Origin of the sequence: Sphaerobacter thermophilus DSM 20745 (assembly GCF_000024985.1) — a bacterium.
Lineage (GTDB): Bacteria > Chloroflexota > Chloroflexia > Thermomicrobiales > Thermomicrobiaceae > Sphaerobacter > Sphaerobacter thermophilus.
This window is the reverse complement of sequence record NC_013524.1, coordinates 800,460-816,617: the sequence shown is the minus strand read 5'-3', so window position 1 is coordinate 816,617 and position 16,158 is coordinate 800,460. Positions and strand designations below refer to the sequence as shown.

12 protein-coding genes are annotated in these 16,158 nt (G+C 65.9%); 5 read left to right on the top strand and 7 right to left on the bottom strand.

Annotation, left to right across the window (positions count from 1 at the left end; all coding sequences use genetic code 11):
* The first annotated feature begins 91 nt into the window (after positions 1 to 91).
* A complete protein-coding gene (locus STHE_RS18620) occupies positions 92 to 2,446 on the top strand; it encodes an N-6 DNA methylase (RefSeq protein WP_148220131.1) in 2,355 nt (784 codons plus the stop codon).
* Positions 2,447 to 2,550: 104 nt separating this feature from the next.
* Here the strand turns inward: STHE_RS18620 and STHE_RS19155 are convergent, their stop codons facing one another.
* Positions 2,551 to 2,802: a hypothetical protein gene (locus STHE_RS19155; RefSeq protein ID WP_012873586.1), complete on the bottom strand. Its 252-nt coding sequence runs from the start codon at positions 2,800 to 2,802 to the stop codon at positions 2,551 to 2,553.
* 1 nt (position 2,803) lies between these two features.
* The gene (locus STHE_RS15755) at positions 2,804 to 3,415 is read right to left on the bottom strand and encodes a MerR family transcriptional regulator (RefSeq protein ID WP_012873585.1); all 612 of its coding nucleotides are present in this window, start codon (positions 3,413 to 3,415) and stop codon (positions 2,804 to 2,806) included.
* A gap of 198 nt (positions 3,416 to 3,613) precedes the next feature.
* Between STHE_RS15755 and STHE_RS15750 the strand changes: the two genes are divergently transcribed.
* On the top strand, positions 3,614 to 4,705 hold the full coding sequence (locus tag STHE_RS15750) for a multicopper oxidase domain-containing protein (RefSeq protein WP_012873584.1): 1,092 nt from the start codon (positions 3,614 to 3,616) through the stop codon (positions 4,703 to 4,705).
* Between the two features lie 164 nt (positions 4,706 to 4,869).
* Positions 4,870 to 6,066 (top strand): ZIP family metal transporter, encoded by a 1,197-nt coding sequence (locus tag STHE_RS15745; protein WP_012873583.1) that lies wholly within the window; start codon positions 4,870 to 4,872, stop codon positions 6,064 to 6,066.
* A gap of 113 nt (positions 6,067 to 6,179) precedes the next feature.
* Here the strand turns inward: STHE_RS15745 and STHE_RS15740 are convergent, their stop codons facing one another.
* The 4 genes from STHE_RS15740 to STHE_RS15725 form a co-directional block, all read right to left on the bottom strand.
* Positions 6,180 to 9,572 carry a helicase-related protein gene (locus STHE_RS15740; protein WP_012873582.1) on the bottom strand — a complete coding sequence of 1,131 codons (3,393 nt, stop codon included), beginning with the start codon at positions 9,570 to 9,572 and terminating at the stop codon, positions 6,180 to 6,182.
* Positions 9,569 to 10,165 carry a winged helix-turn-helix domain-containing protein gene (locus STHE_RS15735; protein WP_012873581.1) on the bottom strand — a complete coding sequence of 199 codons (597 nt, stop codon included), beginning with the start codon at positions 10,163 to 10,165 and terminating at the stop codon, positions 9,569 to 9,571. The genes STHE_RS15740 and STHE_RS15735 overlap by 4 nt, the downstream gene beginning before the upstream one ends.
* 3 nt (positions 10,166 to 10,168) lie before the next feature.
* The gene (locus STHE_RS15730) at positions 10,169 to 13,192 is read right to left on the bottom strand and encodes an Eco57I restriction-modification methylase domain-containing protein (protein WP_012873580.1); all 3,024 of its coding nucleotides are present in this window, start codon (positions 13,190 to 13,192) and stop codon (positions 10,169 to 10,171) included.
* Positions 13,193 to 13,447: 255 nt separating this feature from the next.
* Positions 13,448 to 14,242, bottom strand: coding sequence for a VOC family protein (locus STHE_RS15725; protein WP_012873579.1), 795 nt, complete (start codon positions 14,240 to 14,242; stop codon positions 13,448 to 13,450).
* Positions 14,243 to 14,376: 134 nt separating this feature from the next.
* Between STHE_RS15725 and STHE_RS15720 the strand changes: the two genes are divergently transcribed.
* Entirely contained in the window at positions 14,377 to 14,742 is a 366-nt protein-coding gene (locus STHE_RS15720) for a four-helix bundle copper-binding protein (RefSeq protein WP_012873578.1), read from the top strand.
* Between the two features lie 13 nt (positions 14,743 to 14,755).
* On the opposite strand, the gene STHE_RS15715 is transcribed toward STHE_RS15720, so the two are convergent.
* Positions 14,756 to 15,553, bottom strand: a complete 798-nt coding sequence (locus STHE_RS15715; protein WP_245534911.1) for a heparan-alpha-glucosaminide N-acetyltransferase — start codon at positions 15,551 to 15,553, stop codon at positions 14,756 to 14,758.
* 154 nt (positions 15,554 to 15,707) lie between these two features.
* Between STHE_RS15715 and STHE_RS15710 the strand changes: the two genes are divergently transcribed.
* Positions 15,708 to 16,055, top strand: a complete 348-nt coding sequence (locus tag STHE_RS15710; protein ID WP_012873576.1) for a hypothetical protein — start codon at positions 15,708 to 15,710, stop codon at positions 16,053 to 16,055.
* The last annotated feature ends 103 nt before the right edge of the window (positions 16,056 to 16,158 follow it).

Genomic DNA, 16,158 nt, shown 5'->3' with positions numbered 1-16,158 from the left:
CCCACTTCTCGGAGACGCCGGTATTATACGGTCTAGGGTAACAACGTAGAAGATCGAGTCTCTGGGACTTACAGTGAAAGGTCCATGGCGGATGAACAGCCATCTCTCGGAAGTGAGAACAGAAGCTGTTGCGGAGGATCTCCTTGAGATTCAAGGGTGGCCTACTAGCCGCCCTCCAAGAGGCCGCGTGATCCGCCAGAACGAATACAAGTCTTTCCCAGAGTTGGCAGACATCTTTAGGGGTCGAAGCAAGACCGGGAAGGGCGATGCCTTCCCGGACTTCCTAGTGGTTACCTCAGGACCAACAGTGCGCCCAGTGATGGTCATAGAAACCAAAGCGAAGGAAGACGCCTTACCACAAGCCCTGCACGAAGCATCAGAAATCTACGGCGCCGCGTGCTTAGAGGCGGGCCATCCTGTACTCGCTGTCGGGGTTTCTGGCCAAGAGAACACCACTATTCGCGTAGGAGTGCTCAAGTTTCACCTCGGCGAATGGAAGCCTGTCAAGTACGAAAACAATCCAATTTCGTGGATTCCAACGCCCGCGGACGTTGATTCGCTTCTGTCATCGCCGACACTGATGGATCTCGCTCCCGTCATTCCTGACCCAGAAGTGCTTGCAGAGCGTGCAGACCTCATCAACAGGATCCTGCGCGAAGCTAACATCAAGGACGAGTTCCGTCCCGCCTACGTGGGTGCCATGATGCTCGCACTTTGGCACACGAAAGGGAACCTGCGGAGAGATCCTCGCTACGTGCTCCGTGACATCAACGCGGCCTGCGAGGAAGCATTCAAGGACGCGGGCAAACCGGAGCTTGCGCGCAGTCTGCACGTCGATGAGGCTAACGCAAAGCTTGCTGCGTCCGCGTGGCGTGTTCTGTCGACACTTGAAAAGCTCAATGTTGCAACTTCCTCCTTTGCGCATGACTACTTGGGACAGCTGTATGAGACGTTCTTCCGCTACACCGGCGGCAACACTATTGGTCAATATTTTACACCGCGCCACATTGCACGAATGATGGCGGACTTGTGCGAGTCGACTCCCTCTGACGTGGTCATTGATCCAGCCTGTGGCACCGGCGGATTCTTGATCGCGGCAATGCAGCGAGCGTACGACCAGTCGAGCTTACGGTATGAGGATGCTATAGAGCTTGTCCGCGAGAAGCTTATTGGCTACGAATCTGAACCTGTCACGGCCGCGTTGGCGGTGGCCAACATGTTGTTGCGCGGTGACGGGAAGACGGGAATCCGTAAGGAGGACTGCTTCACAGCAACAGACTATCCCGTAAACGCATGTGATATAGCTCTCATGAACCCACCATTTCCTCACAAGAAGACGGATGTGCCTCCCGAACGCTTTGTGGAGCGGGCGCTCGAAGCGCTAAGACTGCGAGGCAGGATAGCCGTCATACTTCCGACCAGCCTAACCGTGAAAAAGGAGAACGCCGGCTGGAGAAAGCAAATTCTGACCCACAACACTCTGCTGGGCGTAGTCCAACTTCCAGACGAACTGTTCCAACCGTATGCCTCTGCAACCACTACCGTCGTCTTGCTTGAGAAAGGGATTCCACATGATGCGAGGCGCGAAACCGCCTTTGTGAGACTTCATTACGACGGGCTTACACTGAAGAAAGGGATCCGAGTTCCTCGGAGTGACGGCCGCAATCAGGTACCAGATACCGTGGACGCGATCGTCAACAAGAGAGTGATCCCAGGGTTCTCCGGTGTCGCCGCGATACAGCCAGGAGACGAGTGGGCGCCGGGGGCATACATTCCGTCGGCACCGCCTGACGAAGATGAACTTCGGACTAGTATCGACGAACTACTCCGTCGATGGACATCATTCTACATCCGCTATGCGAGAGAAGTAGCAACCCAACGGAAGGCCATCGCCAACGGAGAAATCGATGTCCATCCATACCGAAACCTGTTGAGTGACGCGAAACGGTCCAATGCGTCGAACCTCCCAGCCGAACCTGGAACGATCGGCGGCATGTTCGATATCTACTACGGAATGAAGGAACTTCACAGTCGAGAAGGGATCCCTCCTGGTGACTCTCTAATCATTTCGCCCACAGAGGAGTACAACGGTTGTTACGGCTGGCTCACCTTCCGTCCGTTGATTGAACCGCCCTTCATCACCGTCGCTCAGACCGGTAGCATCGGTGAGGCGTTCGTTCAAACCGAGCCCTGTGCGGTAAACGATGACTGTCTAGTTCTCCTTCCGAAACCTGACGTAGACGTACCCTTGGCCGGACTTGTGGTGGCGGCAGCGGCGATCCGGTTGGAACGCTGGCGCTTCAACTACGGTCGAAAGTTAACTCCCGCACGTATTGCGTCCTTCCGGGTTCCGACTAGTGGTGACCTTGAGCGCTGGGTCGAGGATCGGTTAGATGCGTGGGCCAAAATCTGCGAGTCCGCAGTCGACGTGTACAGCGAAGCATAGAACGAGGCACTGTCGATGGCTGGAGACTGAGGATTGGGTGTCTGGACATCTTGGCTGGCTAGGGAGACGTACTCGATCAAGCAAAGCATCAACCAGCCGTTCTGCTACGGACTAGCGACCGAGGTGGCGCTGAGGAACAGGTGAATGTCCGCCACGCCCTCCCAGGAAGCGGCGCGGTCCGGCTCCCGGCCGCGGTGATGGTCGAAGCGCTTGAGGGGACCGTACGACCGAAAGGTCAGCGCCGTCTGGTTCCGGCGCGTCGGGTCGAAGATGCGGACGAGCCGCGCCCCGGCAGGGATCTCGTGGAAACAGGGGGCGATGGGCCGGTTGGGCGGTGGGAGAGCGACCCGCACCACCTCAGTCGGCACCCACCGCGCGCGCCAGGGCAACGACCTGCTCGACCTGCCCGGCCTTGAGGCGGGCCAGCGGGGTATCGCCGTCGAGCATCGGGTTGGGGCGCGTGAGCCAGCTCATCTTGGCGATGGGGGAGACGCGCAGCGCGCGGATCACCTCGGGCAGCCCGGGGACGACCCCGTTGTCACCCTCGGGGTCGAACTGCCAGGCCGGGAAGCGCCAGGCGCCTTGATCCATGACGGCGAGCAACGTGCCGGCGGCGAGTCGGTCATGCGGTGTCTGGCGCGAAGTGCCGAGCAACCGCGCGACCTGCGACGCGGTCAGCGCGCCAGCCAGCAGTTCCCGACGGCGAGCAAACGACCGCATCAGAACATCGATCTCCGCCTCGACACGCTCGGCCGCGGTGGGACGCCGCCCGCCGCTGAGCGCGTCGACGATCGGGGGCACCGGCTCCTCGGACTGGCTCAGAGCGCGCGTGGCAGCCTCGATGACCGCCTCCATTTCGGACGGCTGGAGCGCGTTCAGGCGCTCCTGAAAACGCCGCAGCGCGTCGTGGATGCGCGGCTCAGTCGCTTCCAGCTCCGGCGTTGCCGTGATCACGACCGCTGCTACCATCGCGCACCTCCGCGTCTCACCGTCCGGCCCCACGATGCAGCAGACTGTAAGAGATGTCAAGTTCGATGCAGCGATCAGGGTTGTCGGATACCGAAGACGGCCCTCACCCCCCACACCTCCCGAAATTTAGCCATAGCTACACTTGAAATTATCCACGGCACAGTTCATGCTGGGAAGGCGACATAATGGAGCGAGGGTATGGGCGAGCGGTGGCTCTCACGACGACAGTTCCTACGGGCCGGCTCGCTGAGCGCGGCGGTCGGCGGGCTTGGCTGGCTCGGCACGCGCTCGCCCGGCCGCGATCACGACCACACGTCCCACGCTGAGAGCCACACCGACAACCACGCGGCGACCCCGCACGGCCCGGCGATGACGGTGGGGGATGTCGACACCGCCGCGATGGGCTACGACCCGTCGGCCTTCCTTACCGCGTTCGACTACGGCACCGTCAGCGTGGGCGCGGATGGACAGACCGTGCGGGAGTTCACCCTGACCGCCTTCGACAAGGAGATCGAGATCGCGCCGGGGGTTTTCTTCCCGGCCTGGACCTACAACGGTCAGGTGCCCGGCCCGACCCTGCGCTGCAACGAGGGAGACCTCGTCCGCGTCAACTTCGTCAACGCCGGGAGCCACCCGCACACGATCCACTTCCACGGCATCCACACCGCCGCCATGGATGGGGTGCCGGGGATCGGCCGCGGCGATATCGAGCCCGGCGAGGCGTTCACCTACGAGTTCCGGGCGGAGCCGTTCGGCTGCCACCTTTACCACTGCCACAGCATGCCGCTGAAGAAGCACATCGCGAAGGGGCTCTACGGCGCCTTCATCATCAACCCCGACCCGGCGCGCCACGGTGAGGCCGCACGCGCCCGCCACCCCGACTACCCCGAGTCGGCCGCGTGGCAGGAGTTCGTGATGGTGATGAACGCCTTCGACACCGACTTCGACGGCGAGAACGAGGTCTACGCCGTCAACACCGTGGCCTTCCACTATATGAAGCACCCGATCCCGGTGGACCGGACCCGGCCGATCCGGGTCTACCTGATCAACATCACGGAGTTCGACCCGGTCAACTCGCTGCACCTGCACGCGAACTTCTTCGACTACTACGACCACGGCACCACCCTGGAGCCGACGCTGCGCCGGATCGACACGGTCATGCAGTGCCAGGCGCAGCGCGGGATCCTGGAGTTCTCGTACCAGGAGCACGAGCCGGGCCTGTACATGTTCCACGCCCACCAGTCGGAGTTCGCCGAGCTGGGCTGGAGCAGCTTGTTTGAGGTGAGGTAGCGTCATGCGTCATCCGTCATACGTCCCCCTCACCCCAGGCCCCTCTCGGACGGAGCCCACCCGGGGAGAGGGGAGAACAACGGAACACGCAATACGCAGTACGGCTGACGCATGACGTATGACGTATGACGTATGACGCATGACGCGCTCGAAGGGACAGCACCATGGCACGCGCGGAGCGGGTGGAGCAGCGGGCCGAGTCGCGGTGGAGCGCGCGACGGGTCGTGCTCGCGCTGGTGCCGTTGGTGCTGCTGGCGGCGGTGCTCGCGGCGATCATCGCTACCGGCGGTGGGCTGACCCGGCGTGATGTGCCGCCGATCGAGGCCCTCAGCATCCAGCGGGTCACCCTGCCCGCGCCGGGGATGATCCAGCTCGAGGTGGTCAACGACGGCCCCGACCCGGTCACCATCGCCCAGGTGCTGGTGGACGACGCCTACTGGGCCTTCACCATGGAGCCATCCCAGACGCTCGGCCGGCTCGACGCGGCCACCATCGCGATCCCCTATCCGTGGGTCGAGGGCGAGGCGCACACCATCACCCTCCTGTCGCGCAACGGGGTGCGCTTCGAGGCCGAGGTACCGGTCGCGGTGCAGTCGCCCGCGCCGCAGGCGAGCACCTTCGTGCGGCTGGGGTTGATCGGGTTCTACGTCGGCGTGGTGCCGGTGGCGATCGGGCTCCTCTGGTACCCCGCCCTGCGCCAGCTCGGCCGGCGCGGGATGCGCTTCCTGCTGGCACTCACGGTGGGGCTGCTGCTCTTCCTGGCGATCGACATGTTCGAAGAGGCGCAGGAAACGGCGGCGCGGGTGCCCGGGGCACTGAGCGGGCCGCTCCTCGTCCCGGTGGTGGCGCTGCTCACCTTCCTGCTGCTGATGACCCTGGCGCGCCGTCCGGAAGGCGCGCCGCGGCGCGGGCTGGATGTCGCCTACCGCATCGCGCTCGGCATCGGGCTGCACAACCTCGGCGAGGGGCTGGCCATCGGCGCGGCCTTCGCGCTGGGCGAGGTCGCGCTGGGCGTCTTCCTGATCGCCGGCTTCACGCTCCACAACGTCACCGAGGGCGTCGGCATCGCCGCGCCGATCCTGCGCGAACGCCCGCGCCTGACCCACTTCGCGCGGCTGGCGCTCCTGGCCGGCGGGCCGGCCATCGCCGGGGTCTGGATCGGCGGGTTCGCGTTCAGTCCCCTCTGGGCCACGCTCTTCCTGGCCATCGGCATCGGCGCCATCGCGCAGGTCGTCGTCGAGGTCGCCCGGCTCCTCACCGGCGCCGACCGCCGCGCCCCGCTCCTCGACTGGACCTCCCTCACCGGCGTCACCGCCGGCATCGCGATCATGTACCTCACGGCGCTGGTCGTGGCGGCGTGAGGTGGGGTTACCCCTCACCCCCGGCCCCTCTCCCCTTGTGGGAGAGGGGGGACGTCCATGCCCCTGGGGAACGTGAGCCAGCAAGTTCCGGTGCTTCTGATGCGCAACATGCCTCACGCCAGCGCCATACTGCAGACGACGTGCGGGATGTCAGGCACGCCGTCGGGGCGTTGAGACTGTTCGAGGCGGTCCTGCAGGCGGTGGCGGTGGTAGATCGTGATGAGATTGTCGATAAGCCGAAGGCCGGCAATACCGTCGCGCCGTAGGGTGCCGAGCTCCCGGCGTACTGCCGCCGTCGGTGAGATGCTGAAGGCTCGCTCCAGCATGTTGATCTTTTCCCGCAGCCCTTCGTCACTGGTCTCGGCATAAAGTTCCCGGAGCTGCCGCAACACCCAGTCCTGGGCGACCGAGCGGGACCCGGTGTGCTCCTGCTGCGTCCGTCGGTAGCGCACGTCCTGCTCGAAGCGGCGTTTCACCGCCATCACCCGATCGTTGTGTCCCGACGGGAGCCTGGAGAGACCGGGAGTCTCCGGGGTGGCGCGGATGGCGGCAAGCACGCGACCGATGTCGCGGGTGATCTCGTTGCCCGCTTCGTCGACGAGGACCAACTGCTGGAAAGACCCGGCCTGGCAAAAGACGAAGCACCCTTTCTCCTGCGACGGCATACCCGCCCGGATGCCGTCACGCAGGTCGGCGATACGTCGGAACTCGTCGGGATCGTCCTGACGCAGGCGCCGGAACATCTCCTCCGCCTCATTGAGGTCGACGTACGATGCCTCCTCGGGGTCGTCCTCATAGCGTGAGAGCGCGCTGGTGTTCCCCTCGTAGATGGCGTACATCGCCTCGGGGTTGATCTGTTCGGACCGGTCGAGAATCGCGGCGTCCTCCCCGATCGTCTCGTGGATCTCCTGAATACGGTTCCGCAGCACCTCGGTCAGCCGCAGGTTGCGCTCGATCCCTCGCTCCGGCAGGAAGTTGCACCCCCAGATGACGGCGTGCTCGGAGCCGATCCGGTCGATCCGGCCGAAGCGCTGGATCAGCCGCACCGGGTTCCAGTGCAGGTCGTAGTTGATGACCACGTCGCAGTCCTGCATGTTGAGCCCCTCGGCCAGCACGTCGGTCGCGATCAGGATCTGGATCTCCGGCTCCCCCTCGCGCTGCTGCAGATGGGGGTTGGCCCGTGGCGCGAAGCGGGCGACGATGCGGGACTTGCTCTTGTCGTCGCCATAGATCACCTCGATGTCGGCCCGCGCGCCGCCGCGGTTCAGGTTCTCGTAGAGGTAGACCGCCGTGTCGGCGTACTGGGTGAAGATCAGGCACTTCTTCCCGGCGATCGGGGCGGTCTCCAGCCGCCGCCGGAGCACCCGCAGCTTGTCGTCCCGCTCGGGCCTGATCGGCGCGACGAGGTCGAGCATGGTGCGCAGGAGGCGCACATCGGCCTCAATGTGCCGCCGGAGCCGCTCGACATCGAAGTCCTCCGCCCGGTAGCTCCGTGAGACCGCGGCCAGCGCGTCGACCAGATCGTCGCCGATGGCATCCGCCCGGCCCAGCAGGCGCTCGGCCGGCTCGCCGGCCGGTACGATCCCGGCGTCGAGCGCGGCCAGGAAGGCCGTCTGCGTCTGCACCATGCGCTCCAGCGTCTGCCGGAACGCCGCGACGCTCGACTCAAACCGCTTGAAGAGCATCGTCCGGATCAAGCCGCGCAGATTCCGCCCGGCCCGCTGCAAGTCGGTGTAGGGAGCCTGGTCGCGCTTCTCCGGGCGCACGTAGTTGTAGAGCCCGTAGCGGGCGTAGGTCAGCTCGGCGGGTGCCTCGGCACGCTCCGCGATCGCAACTTCCCGCCCGCGCCCTGGCCGGCCTAGATAACCACGGATCGTCTCGTAGAGACCGTTGTACGTGTCTTCGATGCTGTACCGCAGCGTCTCCAGCTCGCGGCGAGGGAAATACTGGCGCCGGCCGGCAACCTGGATGTAGGCCCGGCGACCATCACGGCCGTCGAGGTACGCCGCGGCCTCAGACTCGCTCAACGCGCTGAGCGGCTGTCCGGTGTCGTCGGCGTAGCCGTACCAACGCAGCACGCTTCGGCGGGTGCGCCGGATCAGGATATGCCGCAGCAGGTCTTGCAAGCGCGCTGTGTTCGTACCGTCCGCCCCCGGGCCATCGCCGATCCGATTGAAGAACGCGCGCAGGGTCGGCGCGTCGATCGGCATGCGCGGCACCTCGTCGTGGTGGAAGAGCTTGATCTGGTGGTAGACATCCAGCGCACGGCTATTGCGTGGCGTCGCGGTCAGCAGGCAGACACGCCGCTCCGGGTCTGCCGCGATAAACGACTGGAGCACGCGGTACCGCTGCGTGTCGCTGTGGCGGAAGTTGTGACTCTCATCGATCAGCACAAAGTCCCGCTCGCGGTACTGCACGTCGTGGAGCAGGTCCACGCCGCGATCCCCCTCCAGGAGCATGCTCATCGGGACCACGTGCGCATTGAGGTGAAACCGCTCGTTGTACTCGTCCCACATCTCTTTGAGCGCCTTGGGGCAGATGATCAGCGCCCGCCGGCCCTCGGCCCGCTCGAAGTACTTCACGATCGCCGCACCGACGAAGCTCTTGCCCAGACCCACCACGTCGGCCACGAAGCACCCGCCGTACTCCCGGATCATACGGATCGCCTGCCGCACCGCGACCTCCTGGAAGTCGGCCAGCGAGCGGGTGATCTCGTCCTCCCCGAGCAGCGTCCGCTGCTCCTCCCCCTCCAGCCGGTCGCGGACCAGGGTGTAGAGGGTCTTCATGTAGACGTCGTAGGGCGTCGCCAGCCGGCCGGCCCACGACTGGCGCAGCTCGGTCATCAAAAGCTCGTCGAAGTCCTGCGCCTCTTCCCACAGCTCCTCGAACCAGGCGACGAGCTTCGCATGGTTCCCCTGGCTAGGGTCAAGCGGGTTGCCGTTGTCATGGACCAGAACATTCAGCTCGGTGTTGTCCTGGATCCCGGCGAGGGTGAGGTTGCTGGAGCCGACGATGGCGATACCCCGGTTGCCGGGAGTCGGGTTGGTCCAGTCGAAGATGTACGCCTTGGCATGGAGCCGGCCGCGGGTGTAGACACGGACCTTCAGCCGCTGCTCCTCGACCATGCGGATGAGCGTGTGAACCAGCTCCTCCCCGGCGTCGGTCTGATCCATCACGCCGATCGTCTGGCGCAGGTTGTCCGCCGTCTCGCGGGCGCGCGCCCGGTGGTCGGCCCGGCGGGCCAGGCGCATCTCCTCGGCCCGCTCCTGGACCAGATCCAGGCGGCGGTACGCCTCGCTGAGCTGCTCGATCGTCTCCCGGTTCGAGGTGTTGCCGATCAGCAGGCGCAGCTCCCCGATCGCGTCGAGGCTGGCACCGAGCGCCTCCAGGCCGGACAGGAAGAAGTAGCCGACGGCGAACCTTGCGCGCGCGGCCTGCGGCAGGATAGCGAGGATGTGGTCGACCAGCCGCTCGTGCCGGTTGTCGATGATGTCGTGCGCCGTCACGCCCCCTGCCCTTGCTCTCGTGCCCGCCGGAGATACTCGCGCCCCTGCTCGCTGATCTCCCAAATGCCGTGGGGAGTGTCAGACTTCACCAGCCCCTCTTTGGCCATGTAATGCCGCGCCCAGAGTGCGCTGTTGCGCCATCGTGGCATGTTCGGGTCGGACGGAAGAGGGTCCAGGTCCGCAGGCTTCAGCACGTGCTCCATGCGCTCCTTGACGCGCTCCAGCGCCTCAGACGCTCGCGCCACACCACCCATCTCATCCAGAGTCTGCAGAATAGGGAGGTAGAACGCCTCCTCACGAGTTCGGAGCCCTGGGCCAACGCGCCCAAGATTGCGTCGCGGAGCGCGCGTCGACCGCCCATTCGTCTCGACACGCGCGGCCGGCACGCCTTCCCATTCCCCACGGAAGGCCAAGAGCTGCTCGCGCATCCCTACCTTCCGCTCCGCCAGGCCGACGAGCTCCCTCGCCCGGGCATAGTCGCCGTGCCCCAGCGCCTCCGTGACCGCCCGGTTGATGCCCGCGATCTCCTCATCCATGGCTTCGAGCAGGATATCGAAGGCGGCGGAGACGTTGGTGTGCGCGTGCGTGACCACTCCTCACCTCCCACTCGGTAGACCGTACAGCCGCGCGACGCGGGCATCGATCTCGGCTTCTAGCTCGGATATCTCCGCTCCCTGCGGCTGAGCAAGGATCTTCTCGACCAAACCTTCAATAGCTGTGCGGTCCGACGGCGACGGATGAGCGATGGGGATCTGTCGCACGTACTGCGGTTTGTATCGATAGAACCCGCCCCGGATCGTCGGACTGATCTGATCCATCAAGTGGAGCGCAACTTGGGAGTTGAGCACGCCCAACAGGTACAGGTCTTCCGTTGGAATAAGCGCCGTAGTGTCGCCAGTGAATGACCTCGACGTGTCAATCGCAAACCGGGGTTCCTTGGCAATGTCAGGGAACACGATCTTCGGCGCCTCAAACGCATTGTAGTAGGCGCAGGCGCGGAGCTCCCACCAATGATTCCCCTTATCCCACCGCTTCTCTAGCTGCGGCTGCCATTGGCTGAGGTGCGCGAAGATGGCCGGATAGCGCGCGATATCGACGCCGATCTCGGTGACGATCAACCACCGATCCTGATAGTTGACCCGCCACCGGGCGATGTCCCGGCCGACGACGAGCGGCTTGATGATCTCCGCGCTCTTCGGGTCGGCGGCGATCAACTCCGCCCGCTTCCGCCCGTCGATCACGAACGCCTTGTTGTAGCCGGTCACAACGCCACGATAGATCTGCCCCCGCACGTACTCGCCCAGGGTCGTGCCTCCAGCGGTCATCACCTGGATGCGCTTCGCGGTCGCGGCGTCGGCCAGCGTCCAGTCCTCCCCGGCCAGCGCGCCCTCCGGGAGGGCCTGCCCGTACTCGTGGATCACCGCCCGCACGTCGGGGTACGGCGGGTCGAGCGACGGCACCTCGGTGTAGTGCGTCGTCCCCGGCACCCCGCCCTTCTCGGCGACGAAGATCATCGGGTATGCCGTGGCCGACTCGAAGACCGGCAGGTCCCCGAAGTCGGTGATGCTGCGCACCGCCGCCGCCTCGGCGATGTGGGCACGGAGCTTCTTGCCGTAGTTAGCCCGGAACCACTTGTTGCTGCTGATGAAGGCGAGCATGCCCCGCGGTCGCAGGAGTTGGAGCGCGCGGTAGTAGAAGTAGACGTAGAGGTCGGCCGTGCCGGAGTAGAGCGGGCCGTACACCCGCTTGAGCGCCGGTTTGATGTCCCGGATCAACTCCTGCCGGACATAGGGCGGGTTGGCCAGGATGACGTCGAACCCGCCGTCGACGAAGACCTCGGCGAACTTGACAGCCCAATTGAACCCGTTGCCGGTAGCAGCATGCGGGGTGAGGGTCGCGATCTGCGCCTCAGTCTTCTCGATCTCTGGTGCCAGCCGCCGCTTCTGGCTCGAGTCGGCCGTCAGGTAATCAGCCTTGAGACCCGCGAGGACCTCGATCAGCCTCAACCGCATCGGGTCGTGCTCCAGCGACGGCGGCGCCGCGCCGAGGATGCTGTCGCCCTGCTCGATCTTGAAGTCGAGGTTCGGCAACGGCTGCGGCTCTGATCCCTCGAACTCGACCGCCAGCGACAGCCAGAGCCGCAGCTGGGCGATGTTGACCGCGAACGGGTCCAGGTCCACCCCGTACAGGTTGTTCCGGAGGATCTCCAGCTTCCGCTGGTAGGTCGAGATCGGGTCGAGACGCTGCGCCTGGAACAGCGACTGGCGCAGGTCCAGCAGCTCGTGCAGCATGCCCAGTAGGTAGGCCCCGCTACCGACCGCCGGATCGCAGACGCGCACCCGCCGCAGCGCGTCGAGCACCGCCTCCGGGTCGCGCAGCCCGCCCGGGTCGTGCTCCTCCACGAACCGCTCGATCGCGGCCGCCGGCTCGGCCGGCAGGATCGAGCCGAGGTAACCCTTCAGCGCCTCGCGGCACATAAAGGCGACGATCGGCTTGGGCGTGTAGTAGCTGCCCGACTCGTGCCGCCCGGTGACCAGCTCCTCGAAGACCTTGCCGAGCATCTCGGGGTCAACCGCGACCTCGACGTCGAGCGGCGTGCTCTCGGTGATCGTGAAGTTGAAGCGGTCGAAGAGATCCCGCAGGATGAGGTGGATGCTCTCGTCCGGCACGACGATGTCTGACCGCATGTCGTCGTCGTCCTGGTGGAAGAGGCCACCGTTGAGGTACGGCACATCGCCGATCCACTGTTGAACGACGCTGCCCCGGTTGGCGTGCCGGCCGTCGTGGCCGTGCGGCGTGTTGAGCTGGGCGAAGAGCAGCTTCAGGCGCTCCTCGTAGAAGTTGGCCGCGTCGCCCCGGTCGCGCGCGGCCCGGTAGGTCGTCCACAGCGCCGACAGGTATTCGTTACCGTGCTGCCCGTCGAGCCGCAGCCACCCCTTCTTCTGAATAAAGGCGATGAACATCAGCCGGTTGAAGAGGCGCTGGGTGAAGAGGCGCCGCCGCTCCTGTTCGGAACCGAACCCGCCGATGCTGCCCTCGACCGCCTCGAAGACGCGGCGATACTCCCGGTAGAACTCCCTGGTGACCGCCTCGACGTCGAACGCCTCGTCGTAGCGGCGCTGGATCTCCAGCGGCGCCTGGGCCAGGCGCGGCAACTCGTCGTCCTCAAGCGCGACCAGAGCCAGCCGCTCACTGATGGTGCGGAGCCGATTGCCGAAGCGCTCGTCGGGACCGATCGTGTAGCGGCGCAGGACGCGACGCCGCGTGCGGTCGTCGTACTTGACATTGATGAAGCGCCAGTCGGAGGCGTCGAAGTCGGAGAAGACGAAGAGCGCGTAGCGGAACTGGGGGAGCAGGCGATCGACGACGGCACGCTCGGTTCCGCGCCGGAGCTGGGGCGAGGCGAGCCGGGAGTAGATGATCTGGAACTCGCCGTGGCGGGCGATGATGCAGGGGTCGTCCGCCAGATCCCGCTGCACCTCGTCAGGCCAATCGCGGCGAGAGAGGGGCGCCGCGGCTACCGGCTCGTAGTTCAACTCTGAGAAGAGCTCACGGACGTCGTCGAGGTCCCCCAGCCGTCGCAGATAGCGCTGCACGCGCTCAGCAGTCCCGCTCCCCATTCGCCCCCCGGTCCAGACACCACGCGGTACGGGATCCCACAGGATGTCATGCTCGACATTATCTGGGCTATCAGCCCTTCATCTCTGTAAGGTCATCATAGCGCAGTCTTGTCTGATGCGACACTGACCACGGTTCTGGATCAGCGTGAAGACGTGATCTGTCATCCGTCCGGTGTAGAGCGTATTCCGTGTTGCGTGATGCGTCATGCGTGCCCCTCTCCCAGGATTGGGAGCGGGGTCGGGGGTGAGGGCCCCCTACGCCGGCTCGATCACCAGCCGCGCCCCCTCGGCCTCGGCCGGCTCGATCACCAGCGGGGTGTCGCGGCCTTCGGCGGTGAGGACGATCTGCCAGGGGCCGTCGCCCTGGCGCTGGATGCGCCGGACCAGCGGGCTGCCGGGGTCGGAGGGGTAGGCAAGCACGATCTGGTGGGGGCCGATGTCGAAGGTGACGGTCTGGGCCATGAGCGCGTCGTCGGCCACGGCAGCGGGCGGGGTTACGCCGAGGAGCGCGCCGTAGCGCTCGGCCGCCTCTCCCAGGTCGCGCACGGCGACGACGACCGAGCGGAGCCCGACGACGCCGAGGGGGTGGACCGCGACGTCACCGGTCGGCACGCGCACCTCGCGCGGGGTGACGTCGTCGATCACGAACGGCATCTCGCCGGTGAAGTCCTCGGCCGTAACGCCGAGCCGCCAGGCGACCTCGACGCCGTCCAGCCGGCGGCGCGCACCGGGAACCGGGCCGCGGTAGTCGAGCCCTGCCGCCCGGGCCCGCTCGACGGTCGCCGCGACATCGTCCACTCCGACGGCGAAGTCGACTATCCCGCCGCCGGTCGAGAGGAAGCGGTACCAGCGGTGATCGTGGGGGCAGTCGGGCCGCTGGAAAGCGATGAGTTCCAGGTAGGCGCCGTCTTGGAAGATCACCAGGGCGTTGTGGGTGCCGCCGGGGTGCTCCCCGCCCGGGTAGACGTTGAAGCCCAGCCCCTGGTAGGTGCGGATCGCGTCGTCGAGCCGCTGCACCAGGATCACGATGTGATCGATGCCGGTGAACATGGTCCCTCCTTACGCTCGCTCGCGGGGCGGCCGGGCCGCCGCGGTTTATCGTCGCCGCTCGGACCGGCCGCGGCAAGGGGCATACCCCTTGCGTGCCACCGCGCGCACCGGACGCACCACCAAAGGAGCCGACCATGGCACACCACACCAGCCGGCACGGCATGGACGACCAGATGGCCGACGCGATCGCGGTGGTCAATGAGTGCCACGACACGTGCCTGACAACGATCAGCTACTGCCTGGAGCACGGTGGTGAGCACGCCAAAGCCGAGCACATCCGGCTGATGCTCGACTGCGTGGATATCTGCCGGACCGCGGCGGCGTTCATGCTGCGCGACTCGGCCCTCGAAGGGCGCGTCTGCGCCGTGTGTGCCGAGGTGTGCGACGCCTGCGCTGCCGACTGCGAGCGATTCACCGGCGACGAGCGGATGCAGGCCTGCGCCGAGGTCTGCCGCCGCTGCGCCGAATCGTGCCGTCAGATGGCCGCCAGCGCGGCGTAGGGCACACCGGGCGCTACAGCTCGATGGCGCCGAGCAGGGCAAGCACGCCGAGCAAGAGCGGTTGGTGCACCAGGTAGATCGCCAGTGACCGGCGGCCAAGGAGCCCCAGGAACGTGATCGGGGCGAACCTGGAGAGGTCGGGGAGTTCGACGACCCGGCGGGCCTGGGGATAGAGCCACTGGCCGAGCGCGACCCCGAGCAGGACCACGCCGAACCAGGGGAGCAGCGGCCGGTAGTCGAACACGGGCAGGTGGTCCGGCCGGAAGCCGACCCAGAGCAGCCACGGGTAGCCGAGCGGGTAGCGCACGACCTCCAGCGCGACCCCGGCCGCCACCAGCACCAGCCCGAGCACGGCGGCAGGAACCGCGCGCCCGAGCAGCGGGTACGCCAGGATGATCGACGCGCCGATCAGGTGGAGCACGCCGAAGCGCACGTAGTGCTCCGGATCGACCACCCAGGTTGCGACGCTGACCAGCAGGCCATAGGCGAAGATCCGGGCGCCACGCCGCGCGAACTTCGGAAAGCCGCTCGATACCGGGCTCGGCTGGCAGCCGCGCATGCGCGCGTAGCTGATGCTGAGCGACACACCGGCGAGGAAGATGAAGAGGAACGCCGTCGCGTCCGCGAAGCCGTCCCAGAATCCGGAGCGGACGCGAATGTCGTGCCCGCCGAACTCGGCCAGGTCGTAGAGGCAGTGGTAGAGCACCATCATGAGGATGGCGACACCACGGAGTGCATCGACTTCCCAGTACCGCTGACCTCCGGCGGGTGTCGAGAGGCGAGCTTGCAGGCGCTCCGGCAGCGCGATCACCAATGAGATACTTTCGAAAACGCCGTGGCGAAACGACAACACCACGAGCGGCGAACCTGCCACCATCGATGGTATCACATGAGATCGCCAGCGACTTCGGGCCACCCCGCGGGATGATCGTTCCGAGGGGGCCTGGTTCACCGGAGAGGAGTCCATGGTGCTGCCGACCCATGAGCACGTCGCCGACCACCGCGGACACGCGATCTGGCGCCGCAAGCCGGGGTTCGAGTTCACGCCGGTCCTGCTCGGCAAGATCGCCTCGTTCCTGGTGCGACCTCCAAGCGGCGGCGTGGCCGTCTTCGCCTTCATGTACTCGCTGCTCGACACGCTCGACGGCACGCCGCCCAGCGAGGCGGACCTGCTCGACGCCGCGCTCCGAACGATCGAGGACGCCATCGACGCCGGGCCGCTCCTCGACCGCCACGAAGCCACCTACGAGTACCGCAGCGGCGAGTGGGTGCCGGTGCACAGCCCACGCTGGTGGGTCAGCGTCCTCCGCTGACGGATGCGAACACCCGATTTGTCGCCACCCGCGCTACAATGCATCACGTCATTCCGACCGAAGCGGAATGGTGCGACATCGGAGTGGAATCGCTCCGTCTGCG

Excerpts from the sequence above, each read along its gene's own strand:
- STHE_RS15755 (WP_012873585.1), bottom strand. The coding sequence starts at position 3,415 with ATGGTAGCAGCGGTCGTGATCACGGCAACGCCGGAGCTGGAAGCGACT.
- STHE_RS15745 (WP_012873583.1), top strand. The coding sequence starts at position 4,870 with ATGGCACGCGCGGAGCGGGTGGAGCAGCGGGCCGAGTCGCGGTGGAGC.
- STHE_RS15725 (WP_012873579.1), bottom strand. The coding sequence starts at position 14,242 with ATGTTCACCGGCATCGATCACATCGTGATCCTGGTGCAGCGGCTCGAC.
- STHE_RS15720 (WP_012873578.1), top strand. The coding sequence starts at position 14,377 with ATGGCACACCACACCAGCCGGCACGGCATGGACGACCAGATGGCCGAC.
- STHE_RS15730 (WP_012873580.1), bottom strand. The coding sequence starts at position 13,192 with ATGGGGAGCGGGACTGCTGAGCGCGTGCAGCGCTATCTGCGACGGCTG.
- STHE_RS15710 (WP_012873576.1), top strand. The coding sequence starts at position 15,708 with ATGGTGCTGCCGACCCATGAGCACGTCGCCGACCACCGCGGACACGCG.
- STHE_RS15750 (WP_012873584.1), top strand. The coding sequence starts at position 3,614 with ATGGGCGAGCGGTGGCTCTCACGACGACAGTTCCTACGGGCCGGCTCG.
- STHE_RS18620 (WP_148220131.1), top strand. The coding sequence starts at position 92 with ATGAACAGCCATCTCTCGGAAGTGAGAACAGAAGCTGTTGCGGAGGAT.